This is a genomic window from Flammeovirgaceae bacterium, assembly GCA_015180985.1.
Taxonomy (GTDB): domain Bacteria; phylum Bacteroidota; class Bacteroidia; order Cytophagales; family Cyclobacteriaceae; genus UBA2336.
This window is the reverse complement of record CP054185.1, coordinates 2,739,465-2,756,607: the sequence shown is the minus strand read 5'-3', so window position 1 is coordinate 2,756,607 and position 17,143 is coordinate 2,739,465. Positions and strand designations below refer to the sequence as shown.

Annotated in this window: 18 protein-coding genes; 7 read left to right on the top strand and 11 right to left on the bottom strand. The window is 45.1% G+C overall.

Annotated features, from left to right (window positions below; all coding sequences use genetic code 11):
* On the top strand, positions 1–690 hold the full coding sequence (locus HRU69_12645) for an NAD-dependent deacylase (protein ID QOI98281.1): 690 nt from the start codon (positions 1–3) through the stop codon (positions 688–690).
* A complete protein-coding gene (locus tag HRU69_12640) occupies positions 687–1,451 on the top strand; it encodes a type III pantothenate kinase (protein ID QOI98280.1) in 765 nt (254 codons plus the stop codon). Before HRU69_12645 ends, HRU69_12640 begins: the two co-directional genes overlap by 4 nt.
* A gap of 3 nt (positions 1,452–1,454) precedes the next feature.
* On the opposite strand, the gene HRU69_12635 is transcribed toward HRU69_12640, so the two are convergent.
* Positions 1,455–2,066: a TlpA family protein disulfide reductase gene (locus tag HRU69_12635; GenBank protein ID QOI98279.1), complete on the bottom strand. Its 612-nt coding sequence runs from the start codon at positions 2,064–2,066 to the stop codon at positions 1,455–1,457.
* Positions 2,067–2,141: 75 nt separating this feature from the next.
* On the opposite strand from HRU69_12635, the gene HRU69_12630 reads away from it, so the two are divergent.
* On the top strand, positions 2,142–3,908 hold the full coding sequence (locus tag HRU69_12630) for a hypothetical protein (protein QOI98278.1): 1,767 nt from the start codon (positions 2,142–2,144) through the stop codon (positions 3,906–3,908).
* 1 nt (position 3,909) lies between these two features.
* Here the strand turns inward: HRU69_12630 and HRU69_12625 are convergent, their stop codons facing one another.
* From HRU69_12625 to HRU69_12600, 6 genes are all read right to left on the bottom strand, one after another.
* Positions 3,910–4,359 (bottom strand): hypothetical protein, encoded by a 450-nt coding sequence (locus HRU69_12625; protein ID QOI98277.1) that lies wholly within the window; start codon positions 4,357–4,359, stop codon positions 3,910–3,912.
* A 53-nt stretch (positions 4,360–4,412) separates the two neighbouring features.
* Positions 4,413–5,138, bottom strand: coding sequence for a 16S rRNA (uracil(1498)-N(3))-methyltransferase (locus HRU69_12620; protein ID QOI98276.1), 726 nt, complete (start codon positions 5,136–5,138; stop codon positions 4,413–4,415).
* A 5-nt stretch (positions 5,139–5,143) separates the two neighbouring features.
* Positions 5,144–5,407, bottom strand: coding sequence for an acyl-CoA-binding protein (locus HRU69_12615; GenBank protein ID QOI98275.1), 264 nt, complete (start codon positions 5,405–5,407; stop codon positions 5,144–5,146).
* Between the two features lie 59 nt (positions 5,408–5,466).
* The gene (locus tag HRU69_12610) at positions 5,467–6,753 is read right to left on the bottom strand and encodes a citrate synthase (protein QOI98274.1); all 1,287 of its coding nucleotides are present in this window, start codon (positions 6,751–6,753) and stop codon (positions 5,467–5,469) included.
* 89 nt (positions 6,754–6,842) lie between these two features.
* Complete coding sequence (locus HRU69_12605; protein QOI98273.1) at positions 6,843–7,661, bottom strand: prohibitin family protein; 819 nt, start codon at positions 7,659–7,661, stop codon at positions 6,843–6,845.
* A gap of 31 nt (positions 7,662–7,692) precedes the next feature.
* Positions 7,693–8,436: a hypothetical protein gene (locus tag HRU69_12600; protein QOI98272.1), complete on the bottom strand. Its 744-nt coding sequence runs from the start codon at positions 8,434–8,436 to the stop codon at positions 7,693–7,695.
* A gap of 93 nt (positions 8,437–8,529) precedes the next feature.
* Here HRU69_12600 and HRU69_12595 point away from each other — a divergent pair, with 93 nt between their 5' ends.
* Both HRU69_12595 and HRU69_12590 read left to right on the top strand, forming a co-directional pair.
* Positions 8,530–11,223 carry a tetratricopeptide repeat protein gene (locus HRU69_12595; GenBank protein ID QOI98271.1) on the top strand — a complete coding sequence of 898 codons (2,694 nt, stop codon included), beginning with the start codon at positions 8,530–8,532 and terminating at the stop codon, positions 11,221–11,223.
* Between the two features lie 5 nt (positions 11,224–11,228).
* Positions 11,229–11,789, top strand: a complete 561-nt coding sequence (locus HRU69_12590; protein QOI98270.1) for a 1-acyl-sn-glycerol-3-phosphate acyltransferase — start codon at positions 11,229–11,231, stop codon at positions 11,787–11,789.
* A gap of 50 nt (positions 11,790–11,839) precedes the next feature.
* On the opposite strand, the gene HRU69_12585 is transcribed toward HRU69_12590, so the two are convergent.
* Positions 11,840–12,091: a hypothetical protein gene (locus tag HRU69_12585; GenBank protein ID QOI98269.1), complete on the bottom strand. Its 252-nt coding sequence runs from the start codon at positions 12,089–12,091 to the stop codon at positions 11,840–11,842.
* A gap of 77 nt (positions 12,092–12,168) precedes the next feature.
* On the bottom strand, positions 12,169–12,366 hold the full coding sequence (locus HRU69_12580) for a hypothetical protein (GenBank protein QOI98268.1): 198 nt from the start codon (positions 12,364–12,366) through the stop codon (positions 12,169–12,171).
* A gap of 114 nt (positions 12,367–12,480) precedes the next feature.
* Here HRU69_12580 and HRU69_12575 point away from each other — a divergent pair, with 114 nt between their 5' ends.
* Positions 12,481–12,708, top strand: a complete 228-nt coding sequence (locus HRU69_12575) for a hypothetical protein (protein ID QOI98267.1) — start codon at positions 12,481–12,483, stop codon at positions 12,706–12,708.
* 179 nt (positions 12,709–12,887) lie between these two features.
* Here the strand turns inward: HRU69_12575 and HRU69_12570 are convergent, their stop codons facing one another.
* Positions 12,888–14,573: a DEAD/DEAH box helicase gene (locus HRU69_12570; protein QOI98266.1), complete on the bottom strand. Its 1,686-nt coding sequence runs from the start codon at positions 14,571–14,573 to the stop codon at positions 12,888–12,890.
* 180 nt (positions 14,574–14,753) lie between these two features.
* Between HRU69_12570 and HRU69_12565 the strand changes: the two genes are divergently transcribed.
* Positions 14,754–15,563 (top strand): toxin-antitoxin system YwqK family antitoxin, encoded by an 810-nt coding sequence (locus HRU69_12565; GenBank protein QOI98265.1) that lies wholly within the window; start codon positions 14,754–14,756, stop codon positions 15,561–15,563.
* Between the two features lie 8 nt (positions 15,564–15,571).
* On the opposite strand, the gene HRU69_12560 is transcribed toward HRU69_12565, so the two are convergent.
* Positions 15,572–17,128 carry a hypothetical protein gene (locus HRU69_12560; protein QOI98264.1) on the bottom strand — a complete coding sequence of 519 codons (1,557 nt, stop codon included), beginning with the start codon at positions 17,126–17,128 and terminating at the stop codon, positions 15,572–15,574.
* Positions 17,129–17,143: the final 15 nt, after the last annotated feature.

Below are 17,143 nucleotides of genomic sequence, written 5' to 3'. Positions count from 1 at the left end.
ATGAAAAAACTGGTGGTGCTTACAGGGGCGGGCATCAGTGCCGAAAGCGGCATACCCACCTTCCGCGACAACGGTGGCTTGTGGGAAGGCTACCGTGTTGAAGACGTGGCCTCACCTGAAGGCTGGGCGCGTAACCCGGCTATGGTGTTGGATTTTTATAATCAACGCAGAAAGCGCGCTCGTGAAGCAGAACCTAACGAAGGGCATCGGGTAATTGCCGAACTTGAGGAGTATTTTCATGTAACGGTTGTTACGCAGAATGTGGATGACCTTCATGAACGCGCGGGTTCAACCCGTGTCATTCACCTGCACGGAAGCCTGTTTGAATCGCGCAGTACAGCCGATGAAAGCCTGGTGTATCCCATAACCGGCTGGCAGCTTAACCCTGGCGATTTATGCGAAAGAGGATCGCAGTTGCGGCCCAACATTGTCTGGTTTGGCGAACTGGTGCCTCGTATGGACGAGGCCATTCTGTATGCTCAGCAAGCCGATGTCTTTCTGGTGGTGGGAACTTCGCTGGTGGTTTATCCGGCAGCCGGACTCATCCATTATGTTCCTTATGATACCCCTAAATTTGTTGTTGATCCAAAACTTCCGGATGTTTACGGTATTTCCAAACTGACCGGAATAGCCGATAAAGCCAGTAGCGGAATGAAGAAATTAAAAAAACAACTCATCGAACTGGCATGATACTCGTAATTGATATCGGCAATTCGGATGTAACCATTGGCCTTGCCAAAGGTACTTCCTGGTTGCACGTATGGCGTATTCCAGCCGTGGCTGATAGGCCTGAATTGTTTTATGGTATTAAAATCCGTGAGTTTTTTTCTGAAGCCGGTATTCAGACTGCCGATGTGGCCCGCATCATCATGAGCAGCGTAGTGCCAAACCTTACCGGAAAAATTATTAACGTAACGGTTACACTTTTTGAAAAGAACCCGGTTGTGCTGGGCCCTGACGTGTATCCTAAGCTGAACATTAAAGTGCTTAATCCCTATGAAATCGGCAGCGACCTGGTAGCCAATGCAGTGGCTGCTTACGATAAGTACAAAGCCAACTGTGTAGTGGTTGATTTTGGTACTGCACTAACGTTCACTACCATTTCGGGGGCTGGCAGCATTGAAGGTGTGGCCATCGTGCCCGGTTTAAAAACCGCTATCCGGGCGCTCTCGCAAAATACGGCTAAGCTTTTTGATGTTCCGCTGGAGCTACCCCACTCGGTGCTCGGTAAAAATACCGTGCACGCCATTCAGGCGGGTATTCTGATGGGTTATGAAGGATTGGTTAAATCCATGCTTACGCGGATCAAAACAGAACTCAATGATCCGGAAATAAAATCCATTGCAACAGGCGGATTATCGTCCATTATCACACCGTTAAACGGAACATTTACAGCGGTTGATCCAAACCTGACACTTGACGGCCTCCGGCTGGTGGGGGAGCGTGTTTAAATTTTATTCAGCGGCCAGGTCCTCAAGAAATTTCTTGAATTTAGGTGTATCGAAATTGGTGGTTCCGATTTTTTTTTGAACCACTATGCCGTATTTATTGATGATAAACGTGGTAGGAATAGATGGTACTGACAATTGCTGCGTTAACTGGCCGCTGGGCATAAATACAGGAAAAGTAAACCGCTTGTCGCTTACGTACTTTTTTACCTTTGCCTGCTGCCTGTCCTCATCAATAGAGAGCATAACAAATCGAACATTTTCGTTTTTAATTTTTGAATACAGGCTTTGAATACCGGGCATCTCAGCCCGGCAGGGGCCGCACCAGGTTGCCCACAGGTTAAGGAATACAACCTTGCCTTTGTAGTCAGTAAAGCTAAACCGGTTACCATCCATATCCTTAACCATAAAGTCGTAATTAAAGCGTTCGGTTGTTGCGGTACTTTCTTCGCTAAATTCTCTTTTGCCCGAATAGGCCGGTTGGCTGTTGGTTAAGCCCGTCACCCCGGCAAGCATTCCAGAGTAATGGAGGATAAGCATAATAACCAACACCGTTAAAAGTGGTTTGGCAAAACGGTATAGGCCTGTAGTTTTGTATTGAGCTTTAAAAATTTTCATTTTGGACGCGTTGTTGGTACAAATTATGCAATATTCGGAAAATACTTAATTTCGACCGAAAACCCGTAGTAACGAATGATTAGAGCCTTCAATCTTCTTCTTTTTGCTTTAGCTTCGGTGGTGGCCTTTCCGCAAAAACTGAAGTATAAGGATATTTTTTCTCTGCTCAGCACCAACCAGTACGAAGCGGCTGAACCCTTTCTTAAAAAGTACCTTAAAGAAACTACCGACAATCCAAACGCGTACCTGTACCTGGGCTTAATTTATGAACAAAAAGCCATTAAAGAGGACGTGCTGAAGAATACCCAGCAGGCGCTGGTCAACATGGATTCGGCCATTCTGTTATTTAACAAGGCCAACGCCATGATTACCGATAAGGAAATTAAAAAGGAGAAGGATTATTATGCCATGTATTCACAGCGCGACCTGCGCACCGGTGTTATGGAAATAAAACTGGCGCATATCCAGTTCGATTTACAAAACCGCATTAACGGTATGCGCGAGCGGAAGGATAAGGTAAACATGGTTAAACATTACTTTACGGAAACACAATCAGCCTATACCCGCTGCAACGAGTTGTTTGTGGGCCTGCAACAGGGCTATCCGGGTTTACGCGAATTTTACCTGCGGGCCGATGACCGTGTAGTGGCTCAGTTGAAGGAACTTTCAACAACGTTTGACGCAGCTTCAAAGTCATTCGAAAACTATAAAACCAGTATCAGCAACCTGGGCAAAACACCCTATAATCAACAATGGAATCTTCGCGAGATTAAGGACTTCAAAACTGATGGAGCCGAAATGACAGATTTTTACCAAAACAACCTGCTGATTTGGAACTATAAATTGTTTGCTGAACAGGCCATTAAGATAATTGACAATGAACTCAAGCCGGTAAAAGCTGATCTGGTTACTTACGACATCGAAATCAATAAACTTTCCGATAAGTTAAAGGCCGACTCGGTATCGGTGCAAAGCGGTTTGGCCCGGTTGGCCGAAAGTTTACTGAACGACAAACTCAAAAAGCTGGATCCGGAACCATTGCCCATGGATGTTTTAGCATTGAAGATGGCTGATTTGGAATATAAATCGGCCCTGGTGGATTCAAGAAAATTAAAAGATTCAGCCGATGTTTTTTTGCAGCTTGAACTGATCAAACGTGAGATTAAGCAACTGAAAAAGGTTGATAGTCTGGCTGTTAAGTTGTTGATGCGCAATGTGGATGAAGAAGCCCTGAACTATCAGCACTTTGTTACCAGCACCTACAACAGTACTTCGTTGCTTAAAAGCTGGATAAAAGCTGAACGTGAATTTGCCGACCGTGAAATGAAGAAAAAATTCGAGGAGTTGGCACAGCGGACAGAAGCCATCAATTGGCTGCTGGCCGGTTCAGATTCCATTCCGCTCACCATTCAGCGTAAATCTAAATTTAAGCCCCTGCTTATTGAACAGCGATACTCGGCAGGCATTGTTTTTACGGATTCACTGAATGGCGAAGGATACTTTTATAACATTACCCCCTCGCGTAAACCAACTATCAAAGTAAAGTTTCCTATTGATAAAGCGAACCTGAAAGAACGCAGATTGGAAGGTATCAGGGCACGTCTTACTGTGGATCAAGGAGAAAATATATTTTTCGTGCTTATTTGGTGGGGCCAGAAGGTTAAAGAAAAATACCCGGCTACGCTTACAAAAATTTACCGATCCGATGGGTTATCGTGGGCTATTAACCTGCCGATGGACTTTGTTCCGGAAGAACTACAATTTCAAGTTGATACTGGCGATTTAATACTGCGGGCTGGCGAGCAGCGAATCGTAGTGGATAAATCCGGAAAGATAAAATAGCTTAGTTGCCCACCAGTTTTTTCCAATCCTGAAAACGCATGTCAATCCGCGTTTTCATCTTTTCGTAATTCTCCCAGCTATCGGTAACGTGGTAAATGGAGGGTAAGGATTTTACCAGGATTTCATCATAATCGTTGCGATACAGGCCGCCACCGTAGTAGTAGTACGTAAACATATTGCCCTGCCGGTTAAACAATTCATAACCAAGGTATCCGTCCCATATCTCGCTTAATATTGTACATGAAATTTCTCTTCGTTTAAACCGGAAAATCTGGATGGAGGCTTCTTCCTCAAAGTATTCTGAGTACAGGTCATTGTCGATAATCCAACCCAGGTACATGCCAATGTGCACATAGGCTTGTTCGATTGGCAGTGAGTCCGGAAAATTTCCTAAAAAGTGCGACTTGGCGTTGTCGTAGATGGTTTTTTGAATTTCGGCTTTTCGTTCCATACCACAATGTTACTTAGAAACATTGACATCCTCCACGGGCGGTGTGTCCATTTTCATGGCTGTGTAAGGTTTTGGTTCAAATGCCTGTTTATCAAGCTGATGGTGAGGCAGGCAGACAGCCCTGCCGTTTCTGTACGCAACCGGGAATTACCCAATGAAACAGGGATGAAACCGGAATGGATGGCCATCGAAAGTTCATCATCGGTGAAATCGCCCTCCGGGCCAATCAAAACCGTACACGCCTGGCCGGCTTTTGCACTATCCATCAGGTGCATGTTACCGGCATTACCTTTTGCAATAAACCGCTGGCCACTGGTTATGCTGCCTATAAACTGATCAAAGGAAAGCACCGGATCAATGACCGGACAAAAGGGTAGAAGGGCCTGCTTCATTGCACTGACGGCAATTTTCTGTATTCGCTCTATATTTACATTCGTTCGTTCTGAATGCACGGTTTGAATAAACGAAATGCGGTCAATCCCGATTTCAACACATTTTTCAACAAGCCATTCCATCCGATCGGTGTTTTTTGTGGGGGCAACGGCCAACCAAAAGAAATAGCCACGGGGAGCATGCTGTATTGTTTGCTGTATTCTAAAAATGCATCGGTCGGACGAAGCATCGTTAATAACAGCCTCAGCAATTGACCCGGCACCATCGGTAATATAAATCGTATCTCCGCTTTTTTTTCGGAGTACTTTAACGCAGTGACGCGAGTCTTCCGGATTTAGGTGTGTTACTCCTGTTAGAATGCCGGGCTGATAAAACAGGGTTTGCATACCCGTTACCGATAGGTTTCCTCCAGTTTTTTTACAAGGATGATGTATTCCTGCATAGCCTGTTCGCGGGTTTTACCTTTGAGTTCGGCCCACGCATTGTACTTAGCAATCGCCTTAAAATCAAAGCCACCGGGTCGCTCTCCGCTGACATCGCCCTCGGATCCTTGTTTGTACAAAGCATAGAGTTGAAGCAGTTCCTCGTTGGTCGGCCGTTTGGTCAGTTCTTTCGAGCGGCCTACGGCCTGGTTAAATTGTTCGCTGAGTTCCATAAAAAAAATAAGGCTGAAAGTAATCCTTCAGCCTTAGAAATTCAAATGACGAACGCGGCTCACCGTTTATCAATGGGCACAAACGGCCGGATGGTTTTGCCGGTGTACACCTGGCGCGGCCGGCCAATTGGTTCGCCCTGGTCGCGCAGTTCTTTCCATTGGGCAATCCAGCCGGGCAGCCTGCCCATGGCAAACATTACGGTAAACATGTCTACAGGAATGCCCAATGCCCGATAAATAATACCTGAATAGAAGTCAACATTCGGGTAGAGCTTGCGCTCAACGAAATAAGGGTCCTTCAATGCAATTTCTTCCAATTGCTTGGCTATGTCCAATATCGGGTCATTAACGCCTAGTTTTGTCAACACGTCATCGGCAGCTTTCTTGATGATTTTAGCACGGGGGTCGAAGTTTTTGTACACACGGTGGCCGAAACCCATCAGCCGGAACGGATCGTTTTTGTCTTTTGCTTTGGCGATCCACTTATCAATGTTGCCACCGTCTTTGCGGATGTTTTCCAGCATAATGATCACTTCCTGGTTGGCGCCACCATGCAAGGGGCCCCACAGCGCATTAATACCTGCTGATATGGCTGAATAGATACTTGCTTTGGATGACCCTACTATGCGAACCGTAGAGGTGGAGCAGTTCTGCTCGTGGTCGGCATGCAGAATGAAGAGTTTATCCAGGGCATCGGCAACAACAGGGTCAACTTCATAGTCCTGCCCGGGTAATGCAAACATCATCTTTAAAAAACGGGCACAGTAATCCAGCTTGTTGTCGGGGTAATTCACGGGGTGGCCGATGGCATTTTTGTACGACCAGGCCGCGAAGGTGGGCATTTTGCCCAGCGAGCGGATGATGCTCAGGTACACGCCATCCGGAGGCCGGTTTGGGTTAAGCGATTCGGGGTAGAAGGCCGTTTGCGCACAGAAAAGCGAAGAAAGCACACCCATCGGGTGGGAGGTGGACGGAAACCCATCCAATATTTTTTTAATGTCCTCATGCACCAGCGTGCGCTTGGTGATGTCGGTTGTAAACTTTTCGTACTCAGCCTTGGTAGGCAACTCACCGAAGATCAACAGATAGGCAACTTCAAGAAAAGTCGATTTTTCGGCCAGTTCTTCGATGGCATACCCTCTGTAGTGCAATATGCCCTGTTCACCATCCAGAAACGTAATGGCGCTTTTGGTTGAACCGGTATTTTTATACCCGATGTCGAGCGTTATGTACCCGGTTTTGTCGCGCAGGTCGCTGATGTCGATGGCCAGTTCTTTTTCACTGCCTTCAACTACAGGGAAGGTGTAGGATTTACCCTCAATAATAAGTTCAACCGTTTTTGCCATGTCAGTTTGTTTTTCTGGTGCTTAGTATTTTTTTCTGATGCTTTTAAAGATAACAGGTTGCCTTTTTCAAAAAAATATGGTTGTTGTAATTAATTATTTCCCAGTATCATCGGCAAACCATCCTTGCCGGAGCCGACAACAACCACCTTTGAGTTAGGCGATTTAGCCAATTCTAAAGTTGCCTCTATCCCCCTCATTTTTAGCAGTTTATCGGTAAGGCTGTTGTTAATAATGTTATTGGCCCTGGCCTCACCCTCGGCCTGGATGCGCTTACGCTCGGCTTCGCTTTTTTCTTTTTCAAGTCTGAACTGGTAGGCCAGCGCCTCCTGTTCCTGTTGCAATTTGTTCTGGATCGCCACCCGAATCTGTTCGGGCAACTGGATAGACCGGATAAGCAGGGCGGCCATGTGTACATTGTTCTGGCTGAGGATGTTTTCACATTCAGACTTGATGGTGTTTTCTACTTCGGCCCGTTTGGTCGAGTAAATTTCTTCGGCAGTGTAACGACCCATCACCTGGCGCACGGCCGAGCGGGCTTCGGGTATAATAAGGGTGTTTACATAACCGCGGTTAAACTTTTCGTGGATGTAGCCGATTTTTTCAGGCACAGGAAAGAAACGAACCGTTACATCTACATGGATGGGTAAGCCATTTTTATCAAGTACATCCATGTTTTCATCGGTGGCTGTTTCCCTTACGGTATAGATGTACACATCGTTCCACGGGGCTTTGGTATGAAACCCGGGTTGAATCACATTTTCTTTATCCAGCCCGCTGCCAAACTTGTAAAAAATAACAGCGCGCTCATCGGCCTGAACGGTGTAAAATAAGCTTGATGATATCCCGGCTATCACAAACAGGGCGATTACACCGAGGATAATAAAGGGTAAGAAACGGTTTCCTTTCATAGTGGTATTTTAATTTTGGTTTAAGTGCATGTTAACTTTTCTCAGTGGGTTTGGGTAAGCCCAGCAATTTGCCAATAATGAGCACGGTAAACAAACTGCCCCACAGTCCTTCAATTACGCCCAGGTTTTTAATCAGGTAGGTAGCATCCGGATAACGTGAGTCTATTCCGCCCAGCAGGCTCAGGCTATGGCCAACGCACTCGGCATAGTTGGGTATGCCCAGCTCCAAATCGATACCCAGGTTGCCAAAGCCGCTGATGCAGATTAGGTCGTACAAACTTCCAAACGAAATACCCGTCATGAGGTAAACACAGGCCGAGCCCCAAAGTTTATCGGGGGTTAGAAATTCTGACCCGAATATATCCCGTATCGTAAAGGCAATGACGATGATTTCAATAGGGAAGAGCAAGCCGTGGATAACCAGCAGGGCAGCCCGCCTGTTTTCAATTTCTATTAGCTTATAATAGGGGAATTCAATCAGAATGCCGAATACCACAATGCCTATTAAGATGAAGAGGATGACCCGGATGAGCAGGTTGCTGGTGGTGAAATTCCGAAGCAGGTCCCATAGCAAAAATGCATAAAGCGCACCAAAAAATGAGAAAACCGAAATAATGAATTTAGAAATCTCGCTCCGGGAATCCTCCAGCAGTGGACCCGACAGGAGCATCCCCATGGTAATAATAGCTACCTGGATGAGCACCACGTTGCGGTAGTCCTTTTGTTTTTCCTGCTGAAGTCCTTTGCTTCCAACAAATGATAATTTACCAAGCATCAGGCTGAAAGTTAATAAGGATTTTGCTGTGAAATTAAATCTATTGATTGAGCCGTATAAAACTCTTAGCTTGAGGTCATTAAATTGTCTGCAGTGAGGTTTCGTAGTAGGTTTTGGCTGGGTGGCTTTTTTGCTTTACTCATTACAAACAGCCTTTTGGGTCAAACCCCTGTTGCCGATAGTCTTCGTACGATACTTACGATTGAGCGAGACCCGGCAAAACGGGTTGACATTCTCTGCGATATTGCCTATGAACTTTATGATTTTGATGATTCTTTAGCCCTTGAGTTTGCTGAAAAAGCCCTGAAGCAGGCATTGGCTGCAAATTACCTTAAAGGCATTAAACGCAGTTACTGTTATGTGGGCATAGGCTATGTTAGTAAATCCGATTTTCCAACAGCTTTCCGGTACTATCGGTTATCGGATTCGGTAAAGGTTGAAAATTCAACCGAATTGACGCTGTATAATTATTCTATGATGGGAAGCGCCTACCGCGATCTGTCCAATTTTGATTCAGCCGAGCATTATTACAACCTGGCCCTGAAAGAGGCGCTGGCCACAAACGATAGAAAATCCATTGCCACAGCGTATAAAAACATTGGTTTAACTAATGTAGTCCGGTATCGGAATGTTGAAGCGCTGGAAGCACTGGCGTTAGCCCAACAATATACCGATGAGGTTTCTGATCCTGTTGTTCAAATAGGCATCTGGTTATATACCGGAAAGGCCTATGCCAACCTTTTGCAATATGATAAGGCAAAGGAATACTACCTTAAAAGCCTGACCCTGGTAAACAGGATTGCAAATCGCTATCAACTCATTCAGTACCATCTTAACCTGGCCGATCTGGCCATGCGCCAAAGCAATTACTCCGAAGCGCTTGAAGAAGCTTTTGAGGCCTTTGAGATACTAAAGCAGTACCAATACCCGCCCCAGCAGGCCGAAGTACTTCAACGCATTGGTGAAATTTATGAGGAACTTGGTCAGTTTGAGATGGCAGCCAGATATTTTTACGAAACGCTTAAAATTACCGAAAAGCACAACCTGCGTTTGCGTACTGCAACGGCTTATAGCGAGTTGGCCTGGGTGTATAAGGAATTAAGTAATTATGACTTGGCCTTAGATTATGTAAATCGTTCGCAGTCCATCCATGCGGCAATTGGCAACCAGCACGGTGTTTCGTATTGCCACAATGTGCGCGGGCTCATTTACCTCCTGCAGAAACGGCATGCCGAGGCTATTCAGGAATTGGAGAAATCAAAACAAATCAGGGAAGTTATCGGGCACCTTGAAGGTGTATCGGCAACCATTTTCAACCTGTCGCTGGTATATGAAGACATGGGGCAACTGGAAAAAGCATTAGCTCTTCAAAAACAGGCCATCAGTATTGAAGAGCGGGTAACCAGTAAACTCAGTCAGGGTATTTCGTACAATGCCATTGCCAAAACCTTAATGCGGCTTAACCGGCTGGGCGAAGCTGAAGGCTATTTACGCATGGCCAACAAGGCAGCCATTGAGACGAACTCACGATTGCTTCTAAAAAATAATTATGAAAATTATGCGGAGTTTTACAGTAGCCGTAACGATTATAAAAAGGCGTTCGAATACCAGCGAAAGGCAAAGGTACTGAGCGACAGTATTTATACTACCAGCAGCCGGGCCAAGATGGCCGAGATGCAGGCTATCTACCAGATTGAACAGAAAGAACAGCAGATTAAACTACTAAACCAGGAGAAGCAAATCCGTGAGAACCAATTGTCAATACAACAAACTCAAATTCAAACACAGCGGCTGGTTATTGCATCTGCAATTTTTGCTTTTGTACTGATAAGTGCATTGGCCTGGAATATTTACAAGTCAAAGCAAACTATCCAGCGGGCCCACCTGGAAATAAAAGAGCAGCATGAGGAGATTCAAACCCAAACGGAAGAACTAACTGAGGCGAACCGTGAACTTTCTAAACTTAATCAGCAATTGGCCGAAAAGCAGGAAGAAATCCAGGCCCAGTCGGAAGAACTGATGGAGGCCAACCAAACCATTAACGAAATTAACCGCGGCCTTGAAGAAGAGGTGAGCAGGCGTACCAACGAGTTAAAACAGGCCTATAAAGAGTTAGACACCTTTTTTTACCGCTCATCGCACGATTTCAGGCGGCCGCTTACCACTTTTTTGGGTTTGGCCGAGGTTGCTAAGATTACCGTTAAAGATCCGGCCGCGCTTGAATTGTTTGAACGCGTGCGCGAAACAGCCATGAACCTGGATAAAATGCTGGTAAAACTTCAATCCATCAGCGATGTGGGTACCCTGGAACTGTATTACAAAGAAGTGGCAGTACGGGAACTGTTTGATTCGGTTTGCGACAGTTACCGTGAAGAATTGACACGCAAACATTTTTTGATAGACTGCACCGTTAACCTGGCAACCCCCTTTACATCATACCCGGTGCTGATAAAAGTTATTCTAGAAAACCTGGTTGAGAACTCCCTTCAGTTTGCCTCACCCGTAAATCCTAAACTAAGTTTACAGGTTTATGAAGAAGGCGACAAGGTAGTATTGGAACTGACTGATAACGGCCATGGGATAGATGCGGCCTACCACGATAAAATTTTTGATATGTACTTCAGGGCCAGCCATTATTCGAAAGGCAATGGACTGGGACTTTATATTGTTAAGAAAGCCGTTGAAAAACTGGATGGCCAAATATCTTTTACCTCCCAGATTGATTTAGGTACAACGTTTAAAGTTGTGTTGCCGCGTAATACCAAACTCAGTATGATTGCCGTGTAATCTCTATGTTTCGCTGGCTTGCAAAATTTATTTTAATGGTGTTGGGTTGGCAAACAAAACCGCTTGGTGCTTTTCCGGTAAATGAAAAAAAATACGTGGTTATTGTGGCTCCGCATACCAGCAACTGGGATTTCGTTATAGGTGTACTTTACCGCAGTGTACTTCGGCTTGAGCACGCCCGCTACCTGGGTAAGAAAGAGTTGTTCAGGCCGCCTTTTGGGTTCATCTTCCGGTGGCTTGGCGGTACACCTGTTGACCGCACCTCGAGCCAGAATGCGGTTGAAGAGGTGGTAAAACTGTTTAACGCTAATACTGAATTTGCACTGGCCTTGTCGCCCGAAGGTACCCGTAAACGGGTTGACCGGCTGCGCACCGGATTTTACAATATTGCAAAGCAGGCAAATGTGCCGATTGTTATGGTGGCGTTGGATTTTGGAAATAAACAGGTAATTTTTTCTGAGCCGTTTAAGGTTACGGACAATCCGGCTGCCGATTTTGAAAAGATACTTTCGTTTTTCAGGCCGATTCAGGGTAAAATTCCCGAATATGGCCTGGGGCATTTATAAAAAAAGCGACCACCCACGGTCGCTTCTTTTTTGTGTCGGGAAACCCGGTATTACATACCCGTTCCGCTGCCTTCGCTTGTACCGAACAAGGTGGGGGCTGGAGCAGGGGCGGCCGGTTGTGGTGCGGGGGCTGGGGCAGGTTTAGGGGCGGCCTTCTTGCCGGGGGCAGCCTTTTTCTTTGCAGCTTTCTTTACCACTTTCTTTTTAGCCGGTTTTGCCGCCTTCTTACCCTTGGCTTTTGATTTCTTCGCAGCCTTTTTGGGTTTCGCTTTCGACTTTTTGGTAGCTTTTTTCTTAGCCATAGCAACTTAAAATTTAGAACTGAAAAGTATAAAATATTTCAGTGCTCCGTTAACCGTTGGGCTTTAATTTTTTTTACTCAGCTATTCACCCAAACGGTAAACGAAACCAGTACAAGCTGGTCGCTGAGGAAATTAATTATGGGTTCCTCCGGATCAAACTGGTTACCGTATTTTTTGCGGATGGCCTTCAGTTCCTCTTCGGTTACCCATTCGGTAACCATTAGTTTTGGGGCGGGGTCCACTTTCTTTTTAAGGGTAACAAGTATCCGTTTCATATGCCTTTAATTTTAGAAGCCAAGGTAATTGCTTAATAAACAGGCGGGTATGAGTAAAATCAGGATGCTTGCCGTCAATCGTCAGGATTACCGGCTCCATTGGTATTTTTGGAAATGGGTTCTATACCAATATCGCATACCGAAACCCTGCCGGTTACGGCAAAGCCCCGCATTGACCTTAATAAATTGTTTTCGGAAAGACCCGATTTACTGAATGAAGCCTGCATCTACATCCATTGCCATGTTCCGGTGTCCGTGCAGGAAGTGCTTATCCGGATATGGAAAAGTACCTATCTCATTGATCAACATGCACCAAATCGGGCGGGCCTTACTCCATGCTGAAAATATTACCTATGCCCCGGTGTGGACGTTGGTGCCGCCAGGTCAGGCGTATTCCTTTCTGTTAATATTTGAGGGCCTAAGCAAATCATGCCGGGTTTTTAATCTGGTTGAGGATATACCCCAGCCGGGCGGTTTTTTTGTTTCCGGCATTTGCCGAAACCGGCAGGATGTATATCATGTTAACGTGGTTTAACCGGCCTGGTACTGTTTCCGGTTAACGTTTTTTTCTTCTTATTTTTTCTGCCGGGCCATCCGCTGGATGCTGATTTTCGATCATCGGTTCGTTCAACACGAACGGGTCGGTTTCTGAATTCGATCCCGTTCAATCCGGCCAGTATGTCATCTGCTTTGCCGGGCTCAATTTCAAAAAAGGAGTATGCACCCTTGATGTCAATTTTTCCAATGTACTTTTTGCTAACTCCGCAACAGTCGTCCAGCATTTCCAGCAGGGTAGCCTTGTCCAGGTTGTCCATTTTTCCCAGGTTAATAAAAAAACGCGTACCTGTGGTATACCGTTCTGCGGCTTGGGTTTCCCGTATTTTAACATTCAAATCCGGGGCATCGCGGTAGTAATCCAGAAACCGGTTAAATTCAATTGAGGCGAAGCGCTTAATCAGTTCATTTTTTGATAGGTCCTTAAGTTCCTCATATACAGCAGGTAAGAAGGATTCAATTTCGTCTTCGTTAATCTTCACCTCATGTACTTTTCGCATCAAAGCCAATAACTGTTTTTGGCATACTGCTGCCCCGGTTGGAATTGGTATTTGCCTGAAGGGACTTTTCAGCCGCTTCTCTATCTGCTTGATCTTGCCCTGTTCCTTAGGTGTTATTAACGCTATGGAAATTCCTTTTTTACCGGCACGTGCCGTACGTCCGCTGCGGTGCGTATAAAATTCCATCTCATCGGGCAAATTCATGTGGATGACGTGGCTGATGCTTTCTACATCAATGCCACGGGCTGCAACATCGGTGGCAACCAGGATGTTCAGCGACCGGTTTCTGAATTTCATCATCACCCTATCGCGTTGGGCCTGGTTTAAATCGCCATGCAGTGAATCGGCATTGTACCCGTCTTTCAGCAGGTTTTCGGCAATGCGCTGGGTGTCGATGCGTGTGCGGCAGAAGATTAATCCGAAGATATCGGGGGTAAAGTCAAGCAATCGCTTTAAGGCGATATACTTGTCGCTTTCATTAACCACCATATACTGATGCTCAATGTTAACATTACCTGTATTTTTTTCGCCAACGGTTAGTTCAACCGGATTATCCATGTAGTTGCTGGCTATGCCCCGTACTTCTGCGGGCATGGTAGCCGAAAAGAGCCAGGTTATTTTTTCATCCGGAGTTTTTGACAGGATTTCGTCAATATCTTCTTTGAAGCCCATGTTAAGCATTTCATCGGCTTCGTCAAGGATAACATAGCGGATGGAACTGAGGTTAACGGCTTTACGGCCGAGCATGTCAATCAGCCGGCCGGGTGTGGCTACAATAAGTTGTGCTCCGCGTTTAACCTTTCGGATTTGTTCGCTGATGCTGGCCCCACCGTAAATGGCAACAATGCTAAGGTTTTTGAAATTTTCGGTAAAGTTTTCAAGGTCACTCACAATCTGAAGGCCCAGTTCGCGTGTTGGGGCAAGCACCAGCGCCTGGGTAGTTTCAATTTTTTCATCCACCAGTTCTAGCAGCGGCAAGCCGAAGGCGGCTGTTTTGCCGGTTCCGGTTTGAGCCAGCCCGATAAAGTCGCGATTGCCTTTAAGCAGTACCGGAATGGCTTTTTCCTGGATGGGTGTGGGTGTTTCAAAGCCGATTAGTTCAACGGCTTGTGTTAATTCCCGGGATAACCCCAGGCTTTGAAATGATTTCATGAGTTGGATTTAAGTTTGTTTGGGAACTACAGTCTATTTCCCGGTTAGAGGCCTTAGGCCGCAAAGGAGGGGTAATGGAGTTGTATTGTCAGCCTCAAAGATACGGTTTAATTTTAAGACTGTTTTGTTCCAGTTTTCTGTTTTGTGTTTATGCAAAAGTTCAGATTATCATTCTGCGAAATGAGTCGGATACTGGTGTATCCGATGGTAGAAAGAGCAAGTGTTTTATTTTCGCTTTTTTGCCTAATCGTGTCACTCAGTCAATTGTCGTGCGACACGCAGGCCCAGCGAAAGAAAACGAAAGGAATAAGCGAGGCAACGCAAAATGAACCTGCCGTTACTGATGGTGTTTACAAGGCTTACTTCAAAAATGGAAAACTGAAGGTGGAGATACCCTATCAAAAGGGGAAGAAGAGCGGTATTGGCAGGGAATTTTATGAAACCGGCATTATTTACCAGGAAATTGAATATAGAAACGGGTTAAAACACGGCCTTGCCAAACGGTACTATGAAAACGGTGCTATCCATCAGGTAACTACTTACGATTCAAACAGGCGGCATGGCAAACTCGAAAAATTCAAGTCAGACGGCTCTGTGCTTTCGGTTGCAACCTACTATGAGGATGAGCCTTGTAGGGGTTTAGTAGAATATTTGCGCGATGGAACTATTAAGAAAAACTATCCCACCATCGTGATAACCGCGATTAATAGTTTATTAAAGAACGATACATATACGCTCCGTTTTTCGTTATCCGATAATCATCGGGCGGTCGAATTTTTTATAGGGGAATTAAGCAAGGAAGGCTGTATGATCAACCGGCTTGAGAAGGTTGATGATTTTGATCGGGATGGTGTGGCAACGCTTGACTTCTACTTGCCGAAAGGAACTTTTATGATGAGAACCATTAATGTAATTGCTAAAGTAAAAACGGTTCAGGATAACTATTACATTACCGAGAAACGGTACAACATTGCTATTGAGCACAATTAGCAGGGTATTCAACGAATCATGTTTTTTCTTACCGTAAGCTCGTAATTTCCTGGCGAAATTTTTAATCCGGCATCCAGTAAAGCCTGGGCGCGTTTGGTTTGCCCCTTCCGGAAATAATATACAACGCCTGCTGAGTAAGCGCGGCCAACCAGGTCACTACGCAGATTGAGGTCCGGTTCCATCTTCACTAATTCTTCAAACATATTCCTGAACCGCTCGGCTTCGGTCGGTTTATTGTCTTCAAAATTCGAAGCGCAGTTAATGAGGTAAGCATGGGCTACCAGTGCATTGTAAGTGTTATTATCTGCCAGTGATGGATATTGTTGTCGGAAGAACGCCAACTTGTTAATAAAGTCTTCATCATGTACCCAGCTTTCGGCAAGCGTACCCATGCACCCAATAATCATGTTGGCTGCCTGTTGGTTGGCAGGCTTTAGTTTCAGGGCATTTTCGAAATGGGTGAGGGCAGAATAGCATCGATCCTTATTGTAATAATATAGGCCCTTCTCAAACTGATAGATGAAATCAATTTCTTGCTTTGTTTCGGGTTTGCGGATGGTTTCAGCAAGAACGTTATAATATGCTTCCAATTGGTCAGGTTGGCCCCGGTCAAAAAGCAGGTCCTGGATTACCTGATAAAATTCTCCACTAACAGCATCGTCCGTTATCCCAATTCCCGAATACCGGCTTAGCTTACCAAGTAACGCAGCATGGTTTAAATCTCTTTTTGAACGATTTAAAAATGCACGACTACCCGCCTGCATGAGCATATAAGTAATCTTTGGTGATGGTGAAAGAAAATAAGCCTTTTCCAATTTGCTGAATGCCCCTTCCGGATTGTTGTTTTGAAGCAGCATAACACCTTCGTTCAGGTATTGAAGTCCTGCCAGATCCCTGATGGTAATAAACTGGTTTTGCCCGATGTAATATTTATCAAACAGCGTATTGATAGTTGATTTGGCAAACTCCTGCTCGCTAATAATCCTTTGCCTTCGTAAAGATTGTACATACTCCTGTTTAAAAGTAGCATCGTAAGTAAAGAATGTTATGGCTGCGGTTGTCGATTCTACAACAATTCGGCTTGTTTCCGGGTAGGCAATCACATAGGTATTTGCCTGTTCTTCACGAATGTTATAGGGAATGTTCAGGTACTCAAAGGCGATACAATAAAGCGCTGTACCTGAAACTTCACTAAAATGACCGGCCGCAAAGATGTCTTCAAACCGGCTTAGTGCAACATATTTCAAAAGGTAGTCCTTTCGAAAGTCGGTTGTTAAGATTTTTATTTTGGCAGGAGCACTTTTCTTATGAAATTTTTCGTTGTCTTGTGACTTCAGGTAGTCATAAAATCGGTTCCTGGATTTGGCAATCTGCGCTTCGTTCAACAGAGTCCCGTTTGCAATAAGCAGATCAAATGGAGCAAAATCTTTACTGGCATTCACTGTACCAAATACATATTTTTCGAAAGGCGAATCGAATTGTATTTCATTTAAATAAACCAGGCTGTCCTGGGCAAGAGCGGGATAAAGACTACTAAGAAGTAAAACGATTACAACGGCTTTCATAAACTGGAAGTTAAT

What these genes read in the sequence shown, in the direction of transcription:
- HRU69_12575 (QOI98267.1), top strand. Translation starts at nt 12,481, where the DNA reads ATGGGTTCTATACCAATATCGCATACCGAAACCCTGCCGGTTACGGCA.
- HRU69_12610 (QOI98274.1), bottom strand. Translation starts at nt 6,753, where the DNA reads ATGGCAAAAACGGTTGAACTTATTATTGAGGGTAAATCCTACACCTTC.
- HRU69_12585 (QOI98269.1), bottom strand. Translation starts at nt 12,091, where the DNA reads ATGGCTAAGAAAAAAGCTACCAAAAAGTCGAAAGCGAAACCCAAAAAG.
- HRU69_12580 (QOI98268.1), bottom strand. Translation starts at nt 12,366, where the DNA reads ATGAAACGGATACTTGTTACCCTTAAAAAGAAAGTGGACCCCGCCCCA.
- HRU69_12640 (QOI98280.1), top strand. Translation starts at nt 687, where the DNA reads ATGATACTCGTAATTGATATCGGCAATTCGGATGTAACCATTGGCCTT.
- HRU69_12590 (QOI98270.1), top strand. Translation starts at nt 11,229, where the DNA reads ATGTTTCGCTGGCTTGCAAAATTTATTTTAATGGTGTTGGGTTGGCAA.
- HRU69_12635 (QOI98279.1), bottom strand. Translation starts at nt 2,066, where the DNA reads ATGAAAATTTTTAAAGCTCAATACAAAACTACAGGCCTATACCGTTTT.
- HRU69_12605 (QOI98273.1), bottom strand. Translation starts at nt 7,661, where the DNA reads ATGAAAGGAAACCGTTTCTTACCCTTTATTATCCTCGGTGTAATCGCC.
- HRU69_12620 (QOI98276.1), bottom strand. Translation starts at nt 5,138, where the DNA reads ATGCAAACCCTGTTTTATCAGCCCGGCATTCTAACAGGAGTAACACAC.
- HRU69_12570 (QOI98266.1), bottom strand. Translation starts at nt 14,573, where the DNA reads ATGAAATCATTTCAAAGCCTGGGGTTATCCCGGGAATTAACACAAGCC.
- HRU69_12600 (QOI98272.1), bottom strand. Translation starts at nt 8,436, where the DNA reads ATGCTTGGTAAATTATCATTTGTTGGAAGCAAAGGACTTCAGCAGGAA.
- HRU69_12615 (QOI98275.1), bottom strand. Translation starts at nt 5,407, where the DNA reads ATGGAACTCAGCGAACAATTTAACCAGGCCGTAGGCCGCTCGAAAGAA.
- HRU69_12630 (QOI98278.1), top strand. Translation starts at nt 2,142, where the DNA reads ATGATTAGAGCCTTCAATCTTCTTCTTTTTGCTTTAGCTTCGGTGGTG.
- HRU69_12645 (QOI98281.1), top strand. Translation starts at nt 1, where the DNA reads ATGAAAAAACTGGTGGTGCTTACAGGGGCGGGCATCAGTGCCGAAAGC.
- HRU69_12560 (QOI98264.1), bottom strand. Translation starts at nt 17,128, where the DNA reads ATGAAAGCCGTTGTAATCGTTTTACTTCTTAGTAGTCTTTATCCCGCT.
- HRU69_12625 (QOI98277.1), bottom strand. Translation starts at nt 4,359, where the DNA reads ATGGAACGAAAAGCCGAAATTCAAAAAACCATCTACGACAACGCCAAG.
- HRU69_12565 (QOI98265.1), top strand. Translation starts at nt 14,754, where the DNA reads ATGAGTCGGATACTGGTGTATCCGATGGTAGAAAGAGCAAGTGTTTTA.